Source organism: Streptomyces sp. V4I23, from assembly GCF_030817975.1.
Taxonomy (GTDB): Bacteria; Actinomycetota; Actinomycetes; order Streptomycetales; family Streptomycetaceae; genus Streptomyces.
In genome coordinates this window covers 1,002,741-1,021,775 of sequence record NZ_JAUSZW010000004.1, presented here as the reverse complement: position 1 = coordinate 1,021,775, position 19,035 = coordinate 1,002,741, and the positions used below count along the sequence as shown (strand labels likewise).

13 protein-coding genes and 1 pseudogene are annotated in these 19,035 nt (G+C 71.3%); 6 read left to right on the top strand and 8 right to left on the bottom strand.

Features of this window, described 5'->3' with window-relative positions; genetic code table 11:
* Positions 1-66: 66 nt before the first annotated feature.
* Positions 67-636: a DoxX family protein gene (locus tag QFZ82_RS06790; protein ID WP_307712267.1), complete on the top strand. Its 570-nt coding sequence runs from the start codon at positions 67-69 to the stop codon at positions 634-636.
* A 43-nt stretch (positions 637-679) separates the two neighbouring features.
* Here QFZ82_RS06790 and pstS read toward each other — a convergent pair whose 3' ends face one another.
* Positions 680-1,804, bottom strand: a complete 1,125-nt coding sequence (gene pstS / locus QFZ82_RS06785; protein ID WP_373429245.1) for a phosphate ABC transporter substrate-binding protein PstS — start codon at positions 1,802-1,804, stop codon at positions 680-682.
* Positions 1,805-1,990: 186 nt separating this feature from the next.
* A complete protein-coding gene (locus tag QFZ82_RS06780) occupies positions 1,991-2,722 on the bottom strand; it encodes a hypothetical protein (RefSeq protein WP_307712265.1) in 732 nt (243 codons plus the stop codon).
* A gap of 81 nt (positions 2,723-2,803) precedes the next feature.
* On the opposite strand from QFZ82_RS06780, the gene QFZ82_RS06775 reads away from it, so the two are divergent.
* On the top strand, positions 2,804-3,343 hold the full coding sequence (locus QFZ82_RS06775) for a PP2C family protein-serine/threonine phosphatase (RefSeq protein ID WP_373429244.1): 540 nt from the start codon (positions 2,804-2,806) through the stop codon (positions 3,341-3,343).
* Positions 3,344-3,490: 147 nt separating this feature from the next.
* On the opposite strand, the gene QFZ82_RS06770 is transcribed toward QFZ82_RS06775, so the two are convergent.
* The 6 genes and pseudogenes from QFZ82_RS06770 to QFZ82_RS06745 all read right to left on the bottom strand — a co-directional run bounded on the left by QFZ82_RS06770 (position 3,491) and on the right by QFZ82_RS06745 (position 8,907).
* On the bottom strand, positions 3,491-4,081 hold the full coding sequence (locus tag QFZ82_RS06770) for an ATP/GTP-binding protein (protein ID WP_307712264.1): 591 nt from the start codon (positions 4,079-4,081) through the stop codon (positions 3,491-3,493).
* Entirely contained in the window at positions 4,068-4,433 is a 366-nt protein-coding gene (locus QFZ82_RS06765; RefSeq protein ID WP_307712263.1) for a DUF742 domain-containing protein, read from the bottom strand. Before QFZ82_RS06765 ends, QFZ82_RS06770 begins: the two co-directional genes overlap by 14 nt.
* The gene (locus QFZ82_RS06760) at positions 4,433-4,837 is read right to left on the bottom strand and encodes a roadblock/LC7 domain-containing protein (RefSeq protein ID WP_307712262.1); all 405 of its coding nucleotides are present in this window, start codon (positions 4,835-4,837) and stop codon (positions 4,433-4,435) included. The genes QFZ82_RS06765 and QFZ82_RS06760 overlap by 1 nt, the downstream gene beginning before the upstream one ends.
* Entirely contained in the window at positions 4,834-7,104 is a 2,271-nt protein-coding gene (locus tag QFZ82_RS06755) for a sensor histidine kinase (RefSeq protein ID WP_307712261.1), read from the bottom strand. Before QFZ82_RS06755 ends, QFZ82_RS06760 begins: the two co-directional genes overlap by 4 nt.
* A gap of 549 nt (positions 7,105-7,653) precedes the next feature.
* Positions 7,654-7,830: pseudogene (locus tag QFZ82_RS06750) on the bottom strand (IMP dehydrogenase); the annotation flags it as partial.
* Positions 7,831-8,166: 336 nt separating this feature from the next.
* Positions 8,167-8,907 carry a VOC family protein gene (locus QFZ82_RS06745; RefSeq protein ID WP_307712260.1) on the bottom strand — a complete coding sequence of 247 codons (741 nt, stop codon included), beginning with the start codon at positions 8,905-8,907 and terminating at the stop codon, positions 8,167-8,169.
* A gap of 515 nt (positions 8,908-9,422) precedes the next feature.
* Between QFZ82_RS06745 and QFZ82_RS06740 the strand changes: the two genes are divergently transcribed.
* Genes QFZ82_RS06740 through QFZ82_RS06725 form a run of 4 tightly spaced genes read left to right on the top strand, consistent with a single transcriptional unit; the run spans position 9,423 to position 18,995 of the window.
* Positions 9,423-9,812, top strand: coding sequence for a CU044_2847 family protein (locus QFZ82_RS06740; protein ID WP_307712259.1), 390 nt, complete (start codon positions 9,423-9,425; stop codon positions 9,810-9,812).
* Positions 9,809-14,140 carry a trypsin-like peptidase domain-containing protein gene (locus QFZ82_RS06735; RefSeq protein ID WP_307712258.1) on the top strand — a complete coding sequence of 1,444 codons (4,332 nt, stop codon included), beginning with the start codon at positions 9,809-9,811 and terminating at the stop codon, positions 14,138-14,140. The genes QFZ82_RS06740 and QFZ82_RS06735 overlap by 4 nt, the downstream gene beginning before the upstream one ends.
* A gap of 53 nt (positions 14,141-14,193) precedes the next feature.
* Positions 14,194-14,568, top strand: coding sequence for a CU044_2847 family protein (locus QFZ82_RS06730; RefSeq protein ID WP_307712257.1), 375 nt, complete (start codon positions 14,194-14,196; stop codon positions 14,566-14,568).
* Positions 14,565-18,995 carry a serine protease gene (locus QFZ82_RS06725; RefSeq protein WP_307712256.1) on the top strand — a complete coding sequence of 1,477 codons (4,431 nt, stop codon included), beginning with the start codon at positions 14,565-14,567 and terminating at the stop codon, positions 18,993-18,995. Before QFZ82_RS06730 ends, QFZ82_RS06725 begins: the two co-directional genes overlap by 4 nt.
* Positions 18,996-19,035 lie beyond the last annotated feature (40 nt).

The following is a 19,035-nucleotide window of genomic DNA, read 5'->3' as shown; positions in this document are numbered from 1 at the left end:
CGGCCCGGACGCCCGGCGGGCCGAGAGTGGATGGCGTCGCCCATGTCGTCCGCACCGGGAGCAGCCATGACCACCTTCAACAGCCGTGACGTCGGACTCAACCGCCGCGACGTCGGACTCTTCGTCCTGCGGGTCGGCACCGGCGCCGTGCTCGCCGCCCACGGCACGCAGAAGCTCTTCGGCTGGTTCGGGGGAGGCGGCCTGGAGGGAACCAGCAAGGGGATGGAGGCCATGGGGTTCCACCCGCCCAAGGGGAGCGCCCTCGCCGCCGGCCTCGCCGAAACGGGCGGAGGTGTGCTGCTGGCCCTGGGGCTCGCGACTCCGGCCGCCGGCGCCGCGGCGGCGGGCAACATGGCCGGAGCCGTCTCCGTCCACGCGCCGGCCGGCTTCTTCGCGCAGTCGGGCGGTTTCGAGTATCCGGCGTTCCTCGGATTCTCGGCGGCGGCTCTCGGCGTCGCCGGTCCCGGCCGGTACTCGCTCGACCACCTCACCGGCCACCGCTTCAACCAGCCGTGGACGGTCGCCGCCGCCTTCCTCGCCAGCGCGCTCGCGGCGGCAGCCGTCGTCGGCAAGCGCGCCAAGGACCAGGCGGAGCCGGACCCGGACGCGGAGTCCGAGGACCCCTTCGACGAGTGACCCGCAGTCCGCCGCACCGACGTCCCGTGGCCGCGCCCGCCCGTCAGGACAGGCTCGCCACCACGTCCCGCACCCGGGCGGCCAGCGCCGGCGGCAAGGGGGCGTAGTGGAGCTTCGCCAGGTGGTTCTGGCCCTCCTCGCCGGCCGTGTACGTGAGGAAGGACTTGAGGGCCGGGAGCGCCGCGGCCGGTGTGCCCCTGTCGCAGACGACCTCGTACGTGACCTGGACCAGCGGGTACGCCCCCGGGGCCTTGGTCGCGTAGTCGAACTCCACCGTCAGGTCCTTGCCGCCGCCGGCACCCACCTCGGCCGCGGCGATGCCCGCCGACGCCGCCTTCGCCGAGACGGCGACAGGCTCCGGCGCACCGGTGTCCAGCCTGACCGTGGGAATCCCCTCCTCCGCGGCGGAGGACAACTCGAAGTACCCGATGGCACCGTCCGTGGTGTACACCTGCGAGGCCACGCCGTCGGAACCCGCCGCCGAATGGCCCCCCTTGGCCTGCCACGCCTTCTCCGCCTCGTAGGGCCAGTCCTCGGGGGCCGCGGCACCCAGATAGGCGTTGAAGTTCTGCGTGGTGCCCGAACCGTCGGAGCGGTGCACCGCGCTGATGGGGGTCGGCGGCAGCGCGACGCCGGGATTCAGCCGCCGGATCTCCGGGGCGTCCCACGTGGTGATCTCCGAGTCGAAGATCTTGGCCAGCGTCGGCGCGTCGAGGACCAGCTCCTCCACGCCGTCGACGTTGTAGCCGACGGCGATCGGCCCGCCCACCATGGGCAGGTCTATGGCCCGGCCCCCGGGGCAGGACTGGCGGGACGCCTCGACCTCGTCCGGCTTCAGCGCGCTGTCCGTGCCGGCCAGCGCCGTCGCACCGCGCAGGAACTGGGCGACACCGCCGCCCGAACCGATGGCCACATAGCGGATCTGCACCCCGGGGCACGCCTGCTGGTACTCCCGCATCCAGTGCCTCATCGCGTTCTGCTGGGCTGTGGAGCCCGACGCCGCGAGCTGCCCCTTCTGCGCGCAGACGATGTCGCTCGGCGCCTTTGCGGCAGCCTGCTCGCTGTCGCCGGTCGCACCGGTCCCGCACGCGGACAGCGACGCGGCGCCTGCCAAGGCCGCCAGCCCTGCGCCGAGCCGACGTAGCCGATTGATCCGTCCCTGCCGCACCTGCGTTCCCTCCCTGAGCCAGGGACACAGATGCTTTCCGACATGGATGCTCGTTCGGTGACGCCCAGGCAAACGGCGGGCGTCGTTCAGGTGTTCTTCGGCCTCGAGGCCGACACCGCGGCCTGCTGTGCCGTGGGGCGAGAGCCACGGGAACGCCTCGCGGCCGCCGTCGGGGACCGTCGGCGGTCAGGCCGACGACCCCCAGGCCGTTGTCAGCCCGTCCAGCCACGCGGGCGGCAGTTCGCCGGCGTCCCACTCCTCCCGTAGCGCAGACGGCGCCGTGGCGAGTCGCTCCAGCACGGCGACGCTGGTCGGGGAGTGGATGAGGGAGTAGCGGCCGTGGATCGCGATGCTGCTGCCGGGCCCGTAGCCCGCGTAGAGCCGCTCCAGGCGTGCCCGATGGGCCGAGGCGAAATCCGCCAGCAGCCCGGCATAAGCGGCCCGTTGCCTGGAGGTCATCGTGCCGAGGACGGCGGTGAGCACCTGTTCGGTGACCTCGGGATCGAGGTCGGAGGCCGCGGTGAACGACAGGTAGAGGGGCGTGACCGCCACCTTCGCCCGCTCCACCTCCATCCTCCGGACGGGAGGACGATGGTCGGCAGAGCAGGCCGACGGGTCGGAGCCGACAACGTGTTGCAGCGCTCGTTCCGCGATGGCGCCGAGTGCGTCGGCGACGGCCTGGGCGCCGTCGAGCCGGCCGGACTCGTAGAGCTCGCCCTTGTCTCCCGGCGCGCTCCGCCCGATTCCGCTGAGCTCCCGGTGCGCGAGGGCGAGGGCACCGGCCTCGACGAGTCCGATCAGCTCCTCCGCGTCCCCGGAGTAGACGCCCGCCCGCGCGAGGAGCTGGAGGAGCGTCGTCCTGGCGTTGAGAACGCTGACCGCGTCCAGCTGTTGCCGTCCTTCTTCGGCGGCATTCATCAGGTCCTCCTCATCGCATGGGCGGTGCGGTGCGCATACGTTCCCGCTTCACGGTCCTCGGCTGTCGATGCTCTCAGCTCGGTGCGGCCGCCGTTCCGCCGACTGCCCGGAGACACGAGGCGGGCTTCCCTCCGGGCCGCCGCCCACCGCCAGGCGACTCTGGCCGAACTGGTCACGTATCTCGACGGCAGCGTGTGCTGGGGCTTGGCCGAGCCCGGCGAGACGGACCGGACCGGAGAGACCTTCATCACCGCCGCCATTCCGGACATCCCCGACCAGGGCGGCGTGGTTCACATGATCGACTGCGGCCACCCGCCGCCCGTTGTGCTGCGAAACGGCCGTGCCACGACGATCGATGCCTACCAGCCCGCGCCTCCGCTGGGCCTCGGTGAACTTGCGCGCCCTCGATACCAGATCGACGCATTCGAGTTCGAGGCGGGAGACCTCCTGCTGCTCTACACGGACGGGGTTGTCGAGGCCCGCGACTCCACCGGTGTCTCTGTCCACTCACCGAGCGGATCACGGGCTGGACCGAGAGCAACCCCGACGCGTTCCTGCGTCGCCTCCGGCGTGATCTGTTCGACCACGTCGGGGGACGGCTGGGCGACGACGCCGTCATGATCGCTATCCAGCGCCATCCACACCCAGGCGATGGGGATCGCGACTGAAGAGCCGGCTCGACGAAGCCGGCTCGGGACGGCCAGGGGCACGCTGGTGGGCACGTGTCAGCGCCGACGCGTCCACGCCGATGCGCGCCGGCTTGCTCCGTCAGACGGACGCAGAGGTCTCTGCCTTGGCGATGAGCAGGTCGAGGAGCGAGAGCAGGGCGTCACGGGCGTCGTGACGGGAGCGGGCGTCGAGCATGAGGATGGGCGTGTTCGGGTCACGCAGATGCAGCGCCGCCCCGACCTCCTCCGCGGTGTACAGCTGCTCGCCGTGGAAGCAGTTCGCGGCGACCACGAACGGAAGCCCGCGGTTCTCGAAGAAGTCGACGGCCGGGAAGCTGCGGTCCAGGCGCCGGGTGTCGACCAGCACGATCGCTCCCAGAGCTCCGTTCAGCAGGTCGTCCCACATGAACCAGAAGCGCTCCTGGCCCGGCGTACCGAACAGATACAGGACGACCCCGGCGTCGGTGAGGGTGATACGGCCGAAGTCCATCGCGACGGTGGTCACCGTCTTGGACTCGATTCCGTCGAGGTCGTCCACGCCGACACCCGCGGCCGTCAGTCGCTCCTCCGTACGCAGCGGCTCGATCTCGGAGACTGCCTCGACCAGCGTCGTCTTTCCGACGCCGAATCCCCCGGCGATCAGGATCTTGACGGGGGCCGCTTCCCGGGCAGGGGAGTCATATACGGGCAAGGCTGTCCCTGATTCTCATGAGCAGGTGGACATTGGTGGTCTCGGCCTCCTCCAGGGGCGGCCGGTGGTCGATCAGCCCGCGGTCCGCGAGTTCGCCGAGAAGGACCGTCATCGGAGTGAGGCGCATGTGCATCCGGGCCGCGATCTCGGCGACCGCGCGCCCGTCCGGAGCCGGGCACATGGAGAGGATGGTCTGCCACTCCGTGGGCAGGCCACCGCGGGCCTCCGCGGCGACCGCCGCCGTGATCGTGGTGTCCATGGTCAGGACGGTGTGCGGGGCGGCTGTACGGCCGTCGGTCAGCGCGTACAGCCGAGTCCGGCGGCGGCCTCTGTGCTGCGGGGCGTCCGGCATTACGACGTGGGCGCCTGGGTGCGTTCAGGTGTGCCCAGCCACTCACCGAGCGCCTGTGCGGTCCGCACCGCCTCGCCGCCCAGCTCCCCGAGCCGTGCCTTGCGGGAGGTCACGACGATGAGCGTGCTGCCCTCGCCGCACCCGACGATGCAGAGATACCTGTCGTCCATCTCGACCAGCTGGCGGATCACCCGGCCGCCGTCGACCTCCCTGGATATCGCCTTCATCGTGGCCGCGATCCCGGAAGACGCCGCGGCTATGCGCTCCGCCTGCGGCCTTTCCAGCAGGTAGGCGCTGAGCTTGATCCCGTCGTTGGAGAGGAGCACGGCTCCCTGGACACCGGCGATCCTGCTCAGATTGTTGTCCAGGATGCTGTAGATCATGTCGTTCGTTGTCGTCGTCATGGCTGATCCTGTCGGAGCTCTTCTTCTGCTGTCTGGGTTCCGTGTTCGTAGTCCGCCCACGCGTCGGCCACCTCTTCGGGTGTCGCCGCGTTCTGGCCGACCACGGGTTCCGGTGCGCGTGGCTCGCGCAGTTGCTCGGCGATATGGGTCTGCGGGACCCGCTCGGGCAGGACGGGCCGCGAGTCGCCGACCGGCGCCACGGGCCGCACCGGGAGCGTGCTCTCCCTCGACCGCTCCTGCGTCCGACGGCTCGGCAGACCGGACCGCGAATGCAGGACCAGCTCGGGCTTGCGTTCATCGAGGCGGCCCGGTGCGGGGAGAGGCTCGGCGGGGACAGGCTGAGGGGGGACGGGCCGGGCCGAGGTGCGTGGCTGTTCCCGCTCGGTCGGCACGAGCAGCTCCTTGGGAATGATCACTATGGCCGACGTCCCGCCGTACACCGACCTGCGCAGCGTGACCCTGGCCCGGAGTTGCTCGGCGAGGTGGCCGACGACGAAGAGACCCAGCCGGTGTGCGTTCTCCGCCAGGACGGCGTACGGCGGGGCCGAGTGGAGCCGTCCGTTCATCTCCTCGTAGCTCGCGGGTGTCACGCGCGGACCGCGGTCCTCGATCTCGACCGACAGGCCGTCAGCCACCAGGTCCGCCCGGATGACGACTTTCGACTTCGGCGGGGAGAACCGCGTGGCGTTGTCGAGCAGCTCTGCCAGCAGGTGGCTGATCTGGCTGATCACGCGCGGTTCCACGCTGATCTCGTCCAGGGCCTGCCGCTCGATCCGCCGGAAGTCCTCGACCTCCGCGGCGGCTTCGCGCAGCAGGTCGGCGACGCGCATGGGCTCGGTGTGCGGGTCGGGGATCTCACCGCCCGCCAGGATGAGCAGGTTCTCGATCTGCCGCCGCATGCCCACCGTCAACTGGTCGGATCGCATCAACTGGGCGAGGAGCGCTTCGTCGTGGCCGAAGGTGTCCTGGAGGTCCTCGGTGAGGCTCAACTGGCGGCTGACCAGATTTCCGGTACGTGAGGCGATGCCCGCGGCGAACATGCCGAAGCCCTGTCGCTCGTCCGCGAGTTTCCTGTGTCCGTCGACCGATACGGCGACGACCCGGGCGAACGCGTCGCGGATACGTCCGACTTCGTCCTGGTCCCCGCGGACCGTGGGCAGCATGTCGGCCGCGACGGGCCGCCCCCGCTGCAGGCGGTCGACGACGTCCGGCAGCGTGTCCTCGGCGATGGTCACCGTGCGTTCGTGCAGACGGCTAAGGCGGCGCAGCACCGAGCGCGTGGTGAACACGACGACGGCGGTGACAAGCAGCAGCGCGCCGCCGCTTCCCGTGATCAGCCAGGCGACCTCTGCCTCGAGCTCCGCCGCCTTGGTGTCGGCCTGCGCGAGCAGCCCCCGCGCCCGGCCGGCGTTCAGCGTCTCCAACTGCGGCGCCCACTTCTCGTGCGCGGCCGGCCAGCCGCCGGCCGCCTGGGGCAGCTTCACGCCGAACCGGGTGTCCGTGTGCTCGGAGACGACCTCGTTCTCGATGCGGGTCTTGGTCTGCCACGCTTCCGAGTGGGCCATCCGAGCGTAGAGCTCGTTGTCCTCGGCAGGCAGATACGGCACGATCCACATGTCGTACAGGTACCTGTGGGCGCCGATGGCATTGACGATGTCGGCGAACCTGGAGGTGGTCAGCTCCCGGGACGGCCCGGCCTGCGCGAGGATCGTGTCCTGCTGCGCCAGCATCTCGGAGGCCGAGAACATGGCGACGACCACGCGGCCTTCCTGAGTGAGCCCGCCGTCTTCCGTGTGGCTGAACTCGTCCTGGTAGAAGCGCACCATCTGGCTGATGACGCCGGTGTAGTAGGCGATCGTACTGTCGGCGCTGCCGCTGCGGGCGTCCGTGCGTTCGCGGTAGGCATCCAGGTCGTCGAGGCCTTCCATCACCGCCACGAGGCGACGGTCCGCCTGCTCGGATCGCGCCCCGCCGGTGGAAGACGACCGGCGGAACTCGGCGGCTGCCCGGTCCGTGGCGGCACGCCGCTTCCGCAGGTCCTCCTCGGGCACGGAAGAGCCCGCCCACAGCGCGGCAGTCATCGTCCGCTCGGCCTGCATCTCGACCATGAGGTCGTACAGGGGTACGCCGATCCGCTCACCGGCCGCCACGTCGGCGCGCAGGTGATGCGCACGCTCCAGCAACCGGTCGGCGGTGATGAAGGCTTGGACACCCATGGCCGTGGTGGGGACCACCGCCAGCCAGATGAGCAGCGTACGCAGGCGCACGGTACGCCGCCGACGAGCCGTCGACCGGCCTTGTGACCCTTCGGGTTCTATGGGAGACATCAATCCTCGGGAGCGGGGGGAAAGCGGGCGGCAGACCATCAGCCGGGCCAGGCGTAGTCCTGGGGAGGGGACTTGAGGAACGCCCGGTCCGCTTCGGTGGGACGTAGGGGTGCCGATCATAACCAGCCACGCCGAGAAAGAGAGGGCTTGCGGCAGAGATCAATTGCGTGGTAATGGCCCCGGAAGCGTTGAGGGTCGGAGGCTGCGTCGGGCCAACGCGTACGTCCCCGAAGGGATCCGGTGCCGTGCACGGTGGTCACCGATCGCCTACCGCGGCCACCTCCAGCGGAGGGAGACCGAGCTTCGCGCGACGGGGCGGACGGCTCAGCCGTGGCGGTGCGCCCCTTCAGCGGATGGTCGAAATTTCGCCATATACAGGTGAGCAGTTCGCCGCAGCGCTCTCCGGCGATACGGGGCAGGCGAGCGCTCTCGGGGCCCGCTCCGCCCGTCGCAGGGATGCGGAGCGGTCCCGAGAGGTGCGCAGGCGCGTCAGAGGGTGAGGAGCACCTTGGTGGCGCGGCGCTCGTCCGTCGCCTTGCAGCCCTCTGCGGCCTGGTCCAGGGGCAGGGTGAGGTCGAAGACCTTGCCGGGGTCGATCCTGCGGTCCCAGTTGAGCTGGATCGGCTCGAGCAGGAACCGGCGCACGGGGCGGGGCCGCCCTCCACGTGGATGCCGGCGAGTGGTGGATCGTTGCGACCGGCTCGTGGGGTAGACGTACCAGTGCGTGCATTTCCTGTACAGCTGCCGTCGGGCTGTGAGTCGAGCCTCCTTGCAGGCCGACCTCGCCGACGCGCTGGAGCGGGACACCCGTCTCGCCGCGAGTGGGCCAGCTGGAGAAGCGGCTCTCCGAGCAGCTTGGCGAGCAGGCATGGAGCGAGTCCAGGCTCGGGGGCCTCACCGCGGCATCCACCAACTTCAGCGGCGCGTCGTCATGTGGGAACAGGAGCTTGCCGAGAAACGCGGTGAGCACTCACGTGTCGGGGGCGTCGTCAAGGCTCCGCGTCAGGACGGGGCGAGGACGCAGAACTCGTGGCCCTCCGGGTCGGCCAGGCACGTCCACGGGACGTCGCCCTGGCCGAGGTCGAGGTCGGTGGCGCCGAGGGCCCGCAGCCGGGCCACCTCCGCTGCTTTGTCGTCACCGGGGTACGGCAGCAGGTCGAGATGGACGCGGTCCGGCACGGTCTTCACGCCGGGCGTGCGGAGGAACTCGAGATACGGGCCGACGCCCTTGGCGGAGCGCAACACCGCATGATCGCCAGTCACCTCATGCAGGGGCCAGTCCATCGCCTCACCCCAGAACCGGGCCATGGCCCGCGGATCCGCACAGTCGACCACCACCGCGGCGATCGGCCCGGTGTCCCGGTGGATCTCCCGAGGCTCCAGCACGCAGAACTCGTTGCCCTCGGGGTCGGCGAGGACCGTCCACGGCACTTTGCCCTGGCCCACGTGGGTGGGCGTCGCACCGAGAGCCTGGAGGCGCGCGACCAACTCCGCCTGATGGGCCGCAGAGGTGGTGGCGAGATCGAGGTGCACACGGTTCTTTGTTGTTGTCTTGGGTTCCGGGACAGGAACGACGTCGATGCCGACGGCGACCGGGTGCGGCCACACGAGGCCGCCGACGGGGCCGACGTAGGTGGTCACGCCGGGGCTGTAAGCACTCCAGCCGAGCGCCTCCGCCCAGAACCGGCCGACCGCCGAGGCATCAAGAGCCTTTATGTTCACCATGACAGGTCGCAGTGCCATGCCGACGATCCTATGCACCGGTCTGCGGAGATCGAGTCCGTACCGGCAGCCCGTTCTGCTGCTGTGGGCGTGTCAGGGCAGCGGTGGAGGCAGCGATCGCGTCGGTTCTGCAGCCGGTTCACGGGCGGGTGGCCGATGGCGTCGCGGCAGGGCTGCTGCGGGTCTCGGCGGGCCGGCGGATCGCGCCGAACGGGGTCGAGTGGACGATCGAGTCGGTCGAAGCCCATGTCGGCAGGCTCGTGTTGTCCCATGGTGCCGGTCGGGTCGTGACCCGTTCGTTCCGCTGGCTGGTCAACCATTCTGACCTGCGGCCGCTGTACCGGACCGAAGCCGAATCCGCGCCAGGGGCACCCGGTCAGCCGAGGTCGTTGGCCGACTTGACGCCGCCGCGATGCCCTCGTTCACGTACCGCCAGGTCGGTACGCTGCGGGGACGGTTTGAGCAGGTTCGGTCCCGACATGCCGTCGAATCGGTAGGGTACGGAGCTGCGTGGCAGGTGCTGCGAAGGGGGAAGCATGGCGTACCTGGTCGAGTTGCCCGTGTCCGGGGCGGGCGGCGAGGGGGCGGGATCCGCTCCGTCGGATGCGACCGGCATCGTGAAGGTCCAGATCGACGAGGCCGCGGACGGGCTGGTGCAGGTCGCGCGTCCCGGGCAGGTCGTGGCGCGGGCGACCCGGTCGCTGAACGACATGCTCGCCGGGATCCGGCCGGTCGCGGAGAACTTCGTCGACGGATTCCGTGACATGGCACGGCAACCCGACGAGATCGGCGTCGAGTTCGGCCTGTCCCTGTCGGCTGAGGCGGACGTGGTGATCTCCCGGACGACCGGTCAGGCCAACTTCAAGGTCACCCTGACCTGGCGCAATCCGTTGTCCGGCCAACCGGCGGCGGACGCGGCGGGATGACAGTGCCCGCGTTACCGCCCGAGCGTACAGTGGGCCCGGGCCCGCAGTCCCTGGACGCGGCCGTACTGCGTGTCCGCGACGGCCGCGGGCAGCCCGTCGGCGTTGCCTTCCTGGTCTCCGACACGCTCGCGCTGACCTGCGCGCACGTGGTCCATGCGGCCCTGGGCACGACGGGGGACGCGGCGCCTCCCGCTTCCGCCCGGATCCAGGTCGACCTTCCCCTCGTGCCCGCCCCGCAGCGCGACGGCGGCACGCCTGCGACGACGGCCGGTGTCGAGCACTGGGTGCCGCCGCGGGCGCCCGACGGGGCCTCCGCACGCGACGATGTCATCGAGCCCGCCGATGTCGCCGTGCTTCGGCTGGAGGCGCCGCTTCCGGGAGCGGGACCGGTGCAGTTGGTGGACGCGGACGAGTTGTGGGGGCACCCGGTGCGGGCGTTCGGGCTGCCCGCCGGCCGTCCCGGCGGGGTCTGGCACGCGGGGGTGTTGCGGGGTCGGCAGGCCGACGGCTGGGTGCAAGCCGATCTCGTCGGCAACGGCTATCCGGTGTCGCGGGGTTTCAGCGGCGGCCCCGTGTGGGACGACCGGCTGTCGGGCGTGGTCGGCATGGTCACGGTGGCCGAGTCCGGACAGCCGCCCGTCAGTTACCTGATCCCCACCAGCGGGCTGCTGGCCGCCCGGCCCGAGCTGCGCACGGTCACGCTGCCGCCGTCGCCGTTCCGCGGGCTGTCGGCGTTCCAGGAAACGGACGCGGCGATCTTCCACGGCAGGCGGGCTGAGAGCGACGAGGTGGTGCGGGCGCTGGCCGTCGAGCACCGGGTCACTGTCGTGGGACCCTCGGGATCCGGCAAGTCGTCGCTGGCCCTGGCCGGTGTGGCACCTCGGCTGCGCGCGGAAGGCGCTCAGGTGGTGGTCCTGCGGCCGACGCCCGGCAGCAGCCCACTCGCCGCCTTCGCCGCAGCGCTGCTGCCGCTGCTGGAACCCGACCTGCCCGAGGCCGAGCACCCCGACCGGATCGCGGAACTCGCCGAACTGCTGCGTCGCCAGGGCCCGGCGGACGTCGTGGCCCGGCTGCTCCAGCTTCGGCGTGGCAGCGGACTGCTCGTCGTGGTCGACCAGTTCGAGGAGGTCCTCGCCCTGGAACCGGCCGCCGTCGACGAGTTCGCCGACCTGCTCACCGGCGACACACTGCCCGACACCGTCCGCGTACTGATCACGCTGCGCGCCGACTTCCTGGAGCCGGTGCTGGCCCATCCGCGGTTCGGCCCCGAGACCGGCGGACACCTGCACGCGCTCGCCTCGCCGGCCCCGGAGCGCCTGCGCGAGATCGTGACCGTACCCGTCGAGGCCGTACCCGGCGTGTCCTACGAGCCGAATCTCGCCGAGCGCATCCTCGCCGACACCGGCCCGGGACCGGGCGAGCTGCCGCTCCTCGGCCTCACCCTCGACCTGCTGTGGCAGCGGCAGGAGGGCGGCCTGCTGACGCACCGGGCGTACGAGGAACTCGGCGGTGTCACCGGCGCGTTGGGCGAGCACGCCGATCGGGCCTGGGACGCGTGCGTGCCGTCGGAGGACGAGGAGGCGGCCAGGCGGCTGTTCACCCGGCTCGTCCGGGTTCCGACCGGCATGCCCGCGCCCACCCGCCGGATGGCACTGCGCACCGAACTGGGCGCCGAGGAGTGGCGCGTCGCGCAACGGCTGGCCGGGACCCGGCTGCTGGTCATCGGCAGCAACGCCGAGGGCAACGAGACCGTGGAACTCGCCCACGAGGCGCTGATCGGCGGGTGGCACAAACTGGCCGACTGGACCACCGAGGACCGCGCCTTCCTGGAGTGGCGGGCCGCGCTGCAACAGGACCTGGACCGCTGGGAGCAGGCCGATCGTGCCCCGCAGTTGCTGCCGACGGTCCTACAACTCGCCCAGTCGGAACAGTGGTTGAGCGAGCGTCTTGATGAACTGACCGGCACGGAACGGCACTACCTGGACGCCGGCCGCGCCCACCGCCGTGCGAGGGCCCGCAGGCGACGGGCGGTGCTCTCGGCAGTCAGCCTCGTCGTGCTGCTGGTCCTGGTGGCCCTGTCGTTGTTCTACGCCACGCGGGAGGAGAGTCGGGAACGCGCGGCACAGGCCGCGTCCCGCGCCCTCGCCGTGGCCGCGGAGGACGAGACGCGCACCGAACCGGCCCTCGGCGTCCTCAAGGCGCTTGCCGCTCACCGGACCGCGCCGACGCCGGAGGCGCGCAACGAACTCCTTCGGCAGTACCTGCGATATCAGGGCTACGACCGGGTGCTGTCCGGAGTGCTGGGCACGGTCAGGCAGTTCACCACCAGCGGGGACGGCGACGTAGTGCTGGCCACCTCGCAACTGGGCCGGGCCACCCTGTACGTCGGCGCGACCTCCGGACGGGTGCGCAGCGCCCAGGTGCCCTCGACGGGGCAGGTCCTGGAGGTCGCGGTGTCCGCGGACGGCGGGCGCGGCGCTTACGCCCAGGCGGACGGCAAGGCCGTGTGGTTCGAGGTGGACTCCGACGCCGAAGACCTGCTCGGCCCGGTGCACCGGCTGCCCGACGCGCCGGGTACCGGCGTCAGCTGGGATCCTTCGGTGCGCCCAGCGATGTCGGCGGACGGCCGCATGTTCGCCGCGCGTGTCCGGAGCCGCCTGGTGTGGTGGAACCTGGACAGCGGCACGCTCGCCGGTGACGTGCCCGCGCCCCAGGACATGACCAACGCACTCTGGTTCGGCCCGGACGGGCGGACGCTGCTGACGACGGTCTACACGGCGACGGGCGCGCAGGCCCTGAAGTCCGTCGACATGGGAACCGGCCGCGCCACGCAACTCCTGTCCGGCGCCCAAGAAATCTATCTGTCCGGAGACCGCCGCACTGCGGTCGTGTGCCGCGAGGAGAACGATCAGTCCGTCGTCAGCCGTCATCGGACCTCCGACGGTGCCGACATCGGCCGCTCCTATCGCGAGCGGGACGAGGTGTACACCACGGACCTGTGCACGGTGGCCGCCGTAGACGCGACCGGGCGGCGCGTTGCGCTCCGATGGGGCGAGGAACTGCGCGTGATGGACCTGGACAGGAGCGAGGCGATCTCCAGCGTTTCGCTGCCGGAACCCGCCTCTACGCAGTTCACACCCGCACCTCTCCTCTCCGAGTCGCACGGCAAGCTCTACTACGCGGGCCGGCAGGACTCGATGATCGCTTTTGTAAACCTGCCTCCCGGCAGGCGGCTGCCGAAGGCCGCTCAGCAACGGCTCACCGCCGACGGGAAGCGGACGATCCTCGTCCTCGCGGACGGCTCCCGGATGGAACTGCGCCCGGCCGACCCGAGGCGCAGCGGGCGCGTCCTCGCGCGGACGTCACGCGCGAAGCCGTACTGGGTGCCCGAGGAGACCGACCTGCCCGTCTTCGACGGCACCGACGGGCTCATCGCCGACCGCGAGGCCCGGAACGTGGTGGTCGTCCGTGACACGTCGACCCTGCGGAAGGTGGCCACCGTGACCGCCGTCCGGCCGCCGAAGACCCGGCCCGGCACCCGACGGGTCCGGGACCTGGACGTGAGCGGGGCGCTCAGCTGGCGCGAGCAGAGGTACGAGTTCCGCTACTACTTCGACCACACCGGCCACCTGCTGACCGTCTCCGGCACCGTCGTCCAGCAGTGGGACCCGCGCACGGGCCGGCAGACCGCCCGCTTCGACGCCGGTGCGCTGCGCCCCGACGACGACCCTGACGCGATCATGACGATCGCCCCGTACCCCGACCGGAACAAGGTCTCCGTGATCGTGCAGGGACAGCCCGGCATCCGCGTCGTCGACATCACGGACGGACGGATCACGGACCGCGTGCGTACCGAGGGCGATGTCCTCTCCGTCCAATTCGACTCCGGCGGCCGGTACTTCGCGGTCATGCGACGTGACACGGGACTTGAGGTGTGGCAGCGCGGAGACTCCCCGCGCAGGATGATCGGCCCGCTGAGCACCGTCGGCGAGAGCAGCATCACCCCCTACCGCGCCGTCTTCCTCGACGACGGCCGCTACCTGATCGCCGCCGACAACGCCGTACGCACCTACCGGATCGGCAAGCGCGGCTACGACGACTCGTACGTGATCGGCGATTCGACGACGGGGGAGCTCTCCTACCTGGACGTGTCCAAGGACGGGAACACCGTGATCCAGGGCGCTTTCGAGGAAACGGGCAGAGCCCTGGTCCTCGACCCCGAGCTGTGGAGACGGGAGTTGTGCCGCATCGTCGGCGACCGGGCGTTCACGGCGGACGAGCGCGACGATCTCCCGGCGGAGGCGAAGACACGGCGACTGTGCGCGTAGCGCCGTGTTGTCCGGCGAGCGTTGACGATGAGGGACCGTGTGAAGGGGGACGCATGTATCTGGTCGAACTACCCGTGTCCGCGGCCGGTGGCGCCTCGGGCGCCGCACCGCGGGGCATGACGGACATGGTCCGGGTGCAGAGCGAGGAGGTGTCCGACGCGCTGGGCGAGGTCCCCCGGCCGGGGCGGGTCGTGGCGCGGGCGAACCGGTCGCTGAACGACATGCTCGCCGCGATCCGGCCCGTCGCGGAGAACTTCGTCAGCACCTTCCGCGACATGCCCGACGGCCCCGACGAGATCGGCGTCGAGTTCGGCCTGTCCCTGTCCCTGTCCGCCGACGCCGACCTGGTGATCTCCCGGACGACCGGACAGGCCGACCTCACGGTCACCCTGGCCGGGCGCCGGCCGTCGGACCGGGCGGCGGAATGACGTCGGCACAGGGGCCGGAGCGGCAGCCGGCGGCCATCGGCCCGAAGGCCCTGGACAGGGCGCTGCTGCGCATCCTCGATGCGCGGCGGCAACCCGTCGGCGTCGGCTTCCTGGTGTCCGACACGGTCGCCCTGACCTGCGCGCACGTGGTCTCCGCCGCCCTCGGCACACCGGCCGGCACGCCACCGGAACCCGGCGCGCGTGTCCTGGTCGACCTGCCCCTCGTGCCCGCCGCGCCGCACTCGGACGCGGTCGTCGAGCTGTGGGTGCCGCCTCGGGGGTCGGGCGGCGCGCCCTCCGGTTCAGCTTCCGGTGCGCCCTCCGGTGCGTCCGATGTCGCCGTGCTGCGGTTCGCGGCTCCGCCGCCGGGGGCGGGACCGGTGCGGTTGGTCGACGCGGACGCGTTGGCGGTGGCGGACGAGCCGGCCGATGAGCCGGCGGACGGGTTGTGGGGGCACCGGGTGCGGGCGTTCGGGCTGCCCGCCGGGCGTCCCGGTGGGGTCTGGCACGCGGGCGTGCTGCGGGGGCGGCAGGCCGACGGCTGGGTGCAGGCTGATCTCGTCGGTGTCGGTTACCCGGTGTCGCAGGGCTTCAGCGGTGGGCCGGTGTGGGACGACCGGCTGTCGGGTGTGGTCGGCATGGTCGCCGTCGCCGAGTCCGCGCAGCCGCCGGTCAGTTACCTGATCCCCACCAGCGGTCTGGTGGCCGCCTGGCCTGAACTGGGCCCACTCGTGCTGCCCCCCTCGCCGTTCCGCGGACTCGAGGCCTTCGAGGAGGCCGACGCGGCGGTCTTCCACGGCAGGCGGAACGAGAGCGACAGGGTCGCCCGGGCGCTCGACGAGCAGCAGTGGGTCACTGTCATAGGCCCCTCCGGTTCCGGCAAGTCGTCGCTCGCGCTCGCCGGTGTGGCGCCACGGCTGCGTGCGCGCGGAGCCTGCGTCGTCGTCATGCGGCCCGCGTCCGGGAGCAGCCCCCTCGCGGCCCTCGCCTCCGCGCTGCTGCCACTGCTGGAACCCGACCTGCCCGAGACCCGCCGACTGGCACGCATACCCGAACTGTCCGGCGAGCTGCGCCTCCACGGCCTCGCCGAGACGACGGACCGCCTGCTCGAACTCCAAGGTGGCAGTCAACTCCTCGTTGTCATCGACCAGTTGGAGGAACTTCTTCAGCAGCCCCCGGACGCCGTGCGCGAACTGGCCGACGTGCTGTTCGCCGCCGATGCCCTGCCACCCGCCGTCCGCGTACTCGCCACCTTGCGCGCCGACTTCCTCGAACCCGTCCTCGGCCACCCGCACCTCGGCCCTGTCACCGGCCGGCACCTGCACGCCCTCGGCCCGCTCGGCGAGGACGGGCTGCGCGACATCGTCACCACCCCCGTCGACACCCTCCCCGGCGTCTCCTACGAGCCCCATCTCACCGAACGCATCCTCGCCGACACCGGCACCGGACCGGGCGCCCTGCCGCTCCTCGCCCTTACCCTCGACCTGCTGTGGCAGCGACAGGAGGACGGCGTGCTCACCCACCGGGCGTACGACGAACTCGGCGGTGTCACCGGTGCCCTCGGCAACCACGCCGACCGGGTCTGGGCCGAACACGTGCCACCGGACGACGAGGCGACGGCCCGCCGGCTGTTCACCCAGCTTGTCCGGCTGCCGCTCGGAGCCGCGGTGGTCACCCGGCGCCTCGCTCGGCGCGGCGACCTCAGCGCGGATCAGTGGCGCATCGCCCAACGGCTCGCCGCGCACACCCGGCTTCTCGTCACCGACCGCAGCGCCGAGGGCACTGAAACCGTGGAGCTCACGCACGAGGCGCTGATCGGCGAGTGGGAGAAGCTCGCCGGGTGGGTGGCAGAGGACCGGTCCTTCCTCGGCTGGCGGGAGACCGTACGGCACGAAATGGACCGCTGGCAGGAGGCGGACCGGGCACCCGAACACCTGCCGACCACCGCGGCGATGGCCGGCGCAGAGCAGTGGCTTCCTGACCGTGACGCGGCCCTGAGCGAGGCCGAGCGGGACTACCTGACCGCCGGCCGGACCCACCGCCGCGCCCGCGCCCGCCGACGCCGGGCCCTGTTCTCCGGACTGGCCACGGCCCTGACGTTCGCCCTGGTGCTCGGCATGCTCTACGTCGTGGAACGCCGCAGCAGCCAGGAACGCGCCGCCCTCGGTGCTTCCCGCGCCCTCGCCCAGGCCGCACAGGAGTCCACGGTCACCGACCCGGCCCGCGCTGTGCTGCTCTCCCTCGCCGCCTACGACACGTCCCCCACGCAGGAGGCCGAGAACGAACTGCTGCGCCAGTACCTCCAGTACACGGACTACGACCGGGTGCTCTCGGGCGGCCTCGGCGACACCGTCTTCGACAAGAGCCGCGACGGCGACGTGGTCCTCGCGGCGGCCAAGCGCTCCGGAGCCATCCTGTTCGTGCACGCCCTGACCGGACCGGTCCGGACCGTGCGGGTGCCGTCCACCGACAAAGTCGAGTACGTCATGGTGTCCGCCGACGGGAAACGCGCCGCCTACGTCCAGTACGACGGCAAGGCCGTGTGGTTCGAGGTGCGCCCCGACGCGAAGCGGCCCGCCGGGCCGCTCCACCGGCTCCCCGACGCCCCCGGCATCGGCACGAACTGGAGCGACACCGTGACCCCCGCGATGTCCCTCGACGGCGCGGTGATCGTCGCCCATGTGCGCAAACGCATCGTCTGGTGGAACCTGGACAGCGGCCCGCACGGCACCCTCGCCGGGAATCTCCCGGCGCCCAAGGGGATCGAGTTCAGGATGTGGCCCGCCTCCGACAACCGGACGCTGCTGGTCCCCGTCTACAAGCGGTTCCGCGACTTCGGGCAGGGCGAGAAGGGCAGCCTGCTCGCCCTCGACCTCGAGACCGGCAGGAGCCGGCTCGTGGTGCGCGCCGACGCCGACCAGATCCGTATCTCCGGCGACCGGACCCGGGCCGTCCTGTGCCACGTTCGGGGCAAGACCACCGAGGTCACCGTCCACCGGCTCCCGGACGGCTCCCGGGAGGGCCCTGCCTACCGGGAGAGGAACAAGGACTTCGCGTCCGACACCTGCCTGGTGCAGTCCGTCGACGGATCGGGCCTCCGGGTCGCCTTCAACTCGCGCAAGGGCCTCACCGTCGTCGACATGCGCGACGGCAAGGTCCTCTCCCGCAACGGCCTGCCCGCCTCGACCTCCTCGCTCGCCAAGAGCAGCCCATGGCTCGTGGAGTCCGGCGGCAGGCTCTACTACGTCCGCCACGACGAGGCGATGATCGGTTTCGTCCAACTGCGCCCCGGCCACTGGTTCCTCGACGTCGCCCAGCAGCTTCTCACGCACGACGGCAAGTACACGATCACCGTCCTGGCAGACGGCTCCCGCATACAGGTGCACCATGCGCGCAATGCCAGCGCGCGCGTCCTCGCCGACGTACCGCGCCGCAAGCCGTACTGGGTGCCCGAACGCATCGAACCCCTCGCCCTCGACCGCACCGGACGGCTCGTCGCCGACCGCGAGGGCGCGAACATCGTCACCGTCCGCGACGCCACCACGCTGCGCCGCACCACCACCGTCACCACCGCCGAACCTCCCCGACTCGATGACTCCGCACCGTCGATCGGGGACATCGAGTTCGGTGGCGGCGAACGCGGCAGCAGCGGACACCCGAAGTACGACTTCGGCTACTTCTTCGACCGCGGCGGGAAACTGATCACCGTCTCGGGAAGCATCGTCGAGCAATGGGATCCACGCACCGGCCGGCGACTCGCGCGCTTCGACGCCACGACGGTCCGCTCCCGAGCCGGAGGAGCCAAGGACGCGGACCTGATGATCGGCCCCTACCCGGGACCTCACCGGGTCACCGTCATCGTCCTGGACCGGCCCGGCATCCACGTCGTCGACATCACTACCGGACGCACCACCGAGACCGTGAAGACCGGCGACGACATCCTCGCCGCCCAATTCGACTCCACTGGCAAGTACTTCGCGATCCTGCGCCGGGGCTCGGTCTTCGAACTCTGGCGGCGCGGCGACCCGCCCCACAAGGAGATCGGCCCCCTGCGCAGCATCGCCGAGTCGGACGACACGCCGTACGCCGCAAGTTTTCTGGAAGGCGAGGGCCGCTATCTCATCGCCGCGAACAACGCCGTACGCGTCTACCGGATCGGCAAGCCCGGCTACGAGACCCTCTACTCCTTCACCGGCCCACGCGACAGCACACTCGACGGGCAGCACTCCTTCATGGGCGCTTCCAGAGACGGCAGCACCGTGCTCCACATCGGCCCCGACGGCACCGGCGGACCGCTCCACCTGGCGCCGGGCCGGTGGTACCGCGAGCTGTGCGACATCATCGGCGACCGGGATTTCACCCCTGACGAGGTGGACCTGCTCCCTGCCGATCCGAGGAGCCGGAAACCCTGTGCCGAGGACGACTGAGACACGGCCCGGCTGGACCGCCGAGGAGGTCCGTGAAGCG

What these genes read in the sequence shown, in the direction of transcription:
- QFZ82_RS06765 (WP_307712263.1), bottom strand. Translation starts at nt 4,433, where the DNA reads ATGCCGGACGCCCCGCAGCACAGAGGCCGCCGCCGGACTCGGCTGTAC.
- QFZ82_RS06790 (WP_307712267.1), top strand. Translation starts at nt 67, where the DNA reads ATGACCACCTTCAACAGCCGTGACGTCGGACTCAACCGCCGCGACGTC.
- QFZ82_RS06740 (WP_307712259.1), top strand. Translation starts at nt 9,423, where the DNA reads ATGGCGTACCTGGTCGAGTTGCCCGTGTCCGGGGCGGGCGGCGAGGGG.
- QFZ82_RS06725 (WP_307712256.1), top strand. Translation starts at nt 14,565, where the DNA reads ATGACGTCGGCACAGGGGCCGGAGCGGCAGCCGGCGGCCATCGGCCCG.
- QFZ82_RS06730 (WP_307712257.1), top strand. Translation starts at nt 14,194, where the DNA reads ATGTATCTGGTCGAACTACCCGTGTCCGCGGCCGGTGGCGCCTCGGGC.
- QFZ82_RS06735 (WP_307712258.1), top strand. Translation starts at nt 9,809, where the DNA reads ATGACAGTGCCCGCGTTACCGCCCGAGCGTACAGTGGGCCCGGGCCCG.
- QFZ82_RS06745 (WP_307712260.1), bottom strand. Translation starts at nt 8,907, where the DNA reads ATGGCACTGCGACCTGTCATGGTGAACATAAAGGCTCTTGATGCCTCG.
- QFZ82_RS06760 (WP_307712262.1), bottom strand. Translation starts at nt 4,837, where the DNA reads ATGACGACGACAACGAACGACATGATCTACAGCATCCTGGACAACAAT.
- QFZ82_RS06780 (WP_307712265.1), bottom strand. Translation starts at nt 2,722, where the DNA reads ATGAATGCCGCCGAAGAAGGACGGCAACAGCTGGACGCGGTCAGCGTT.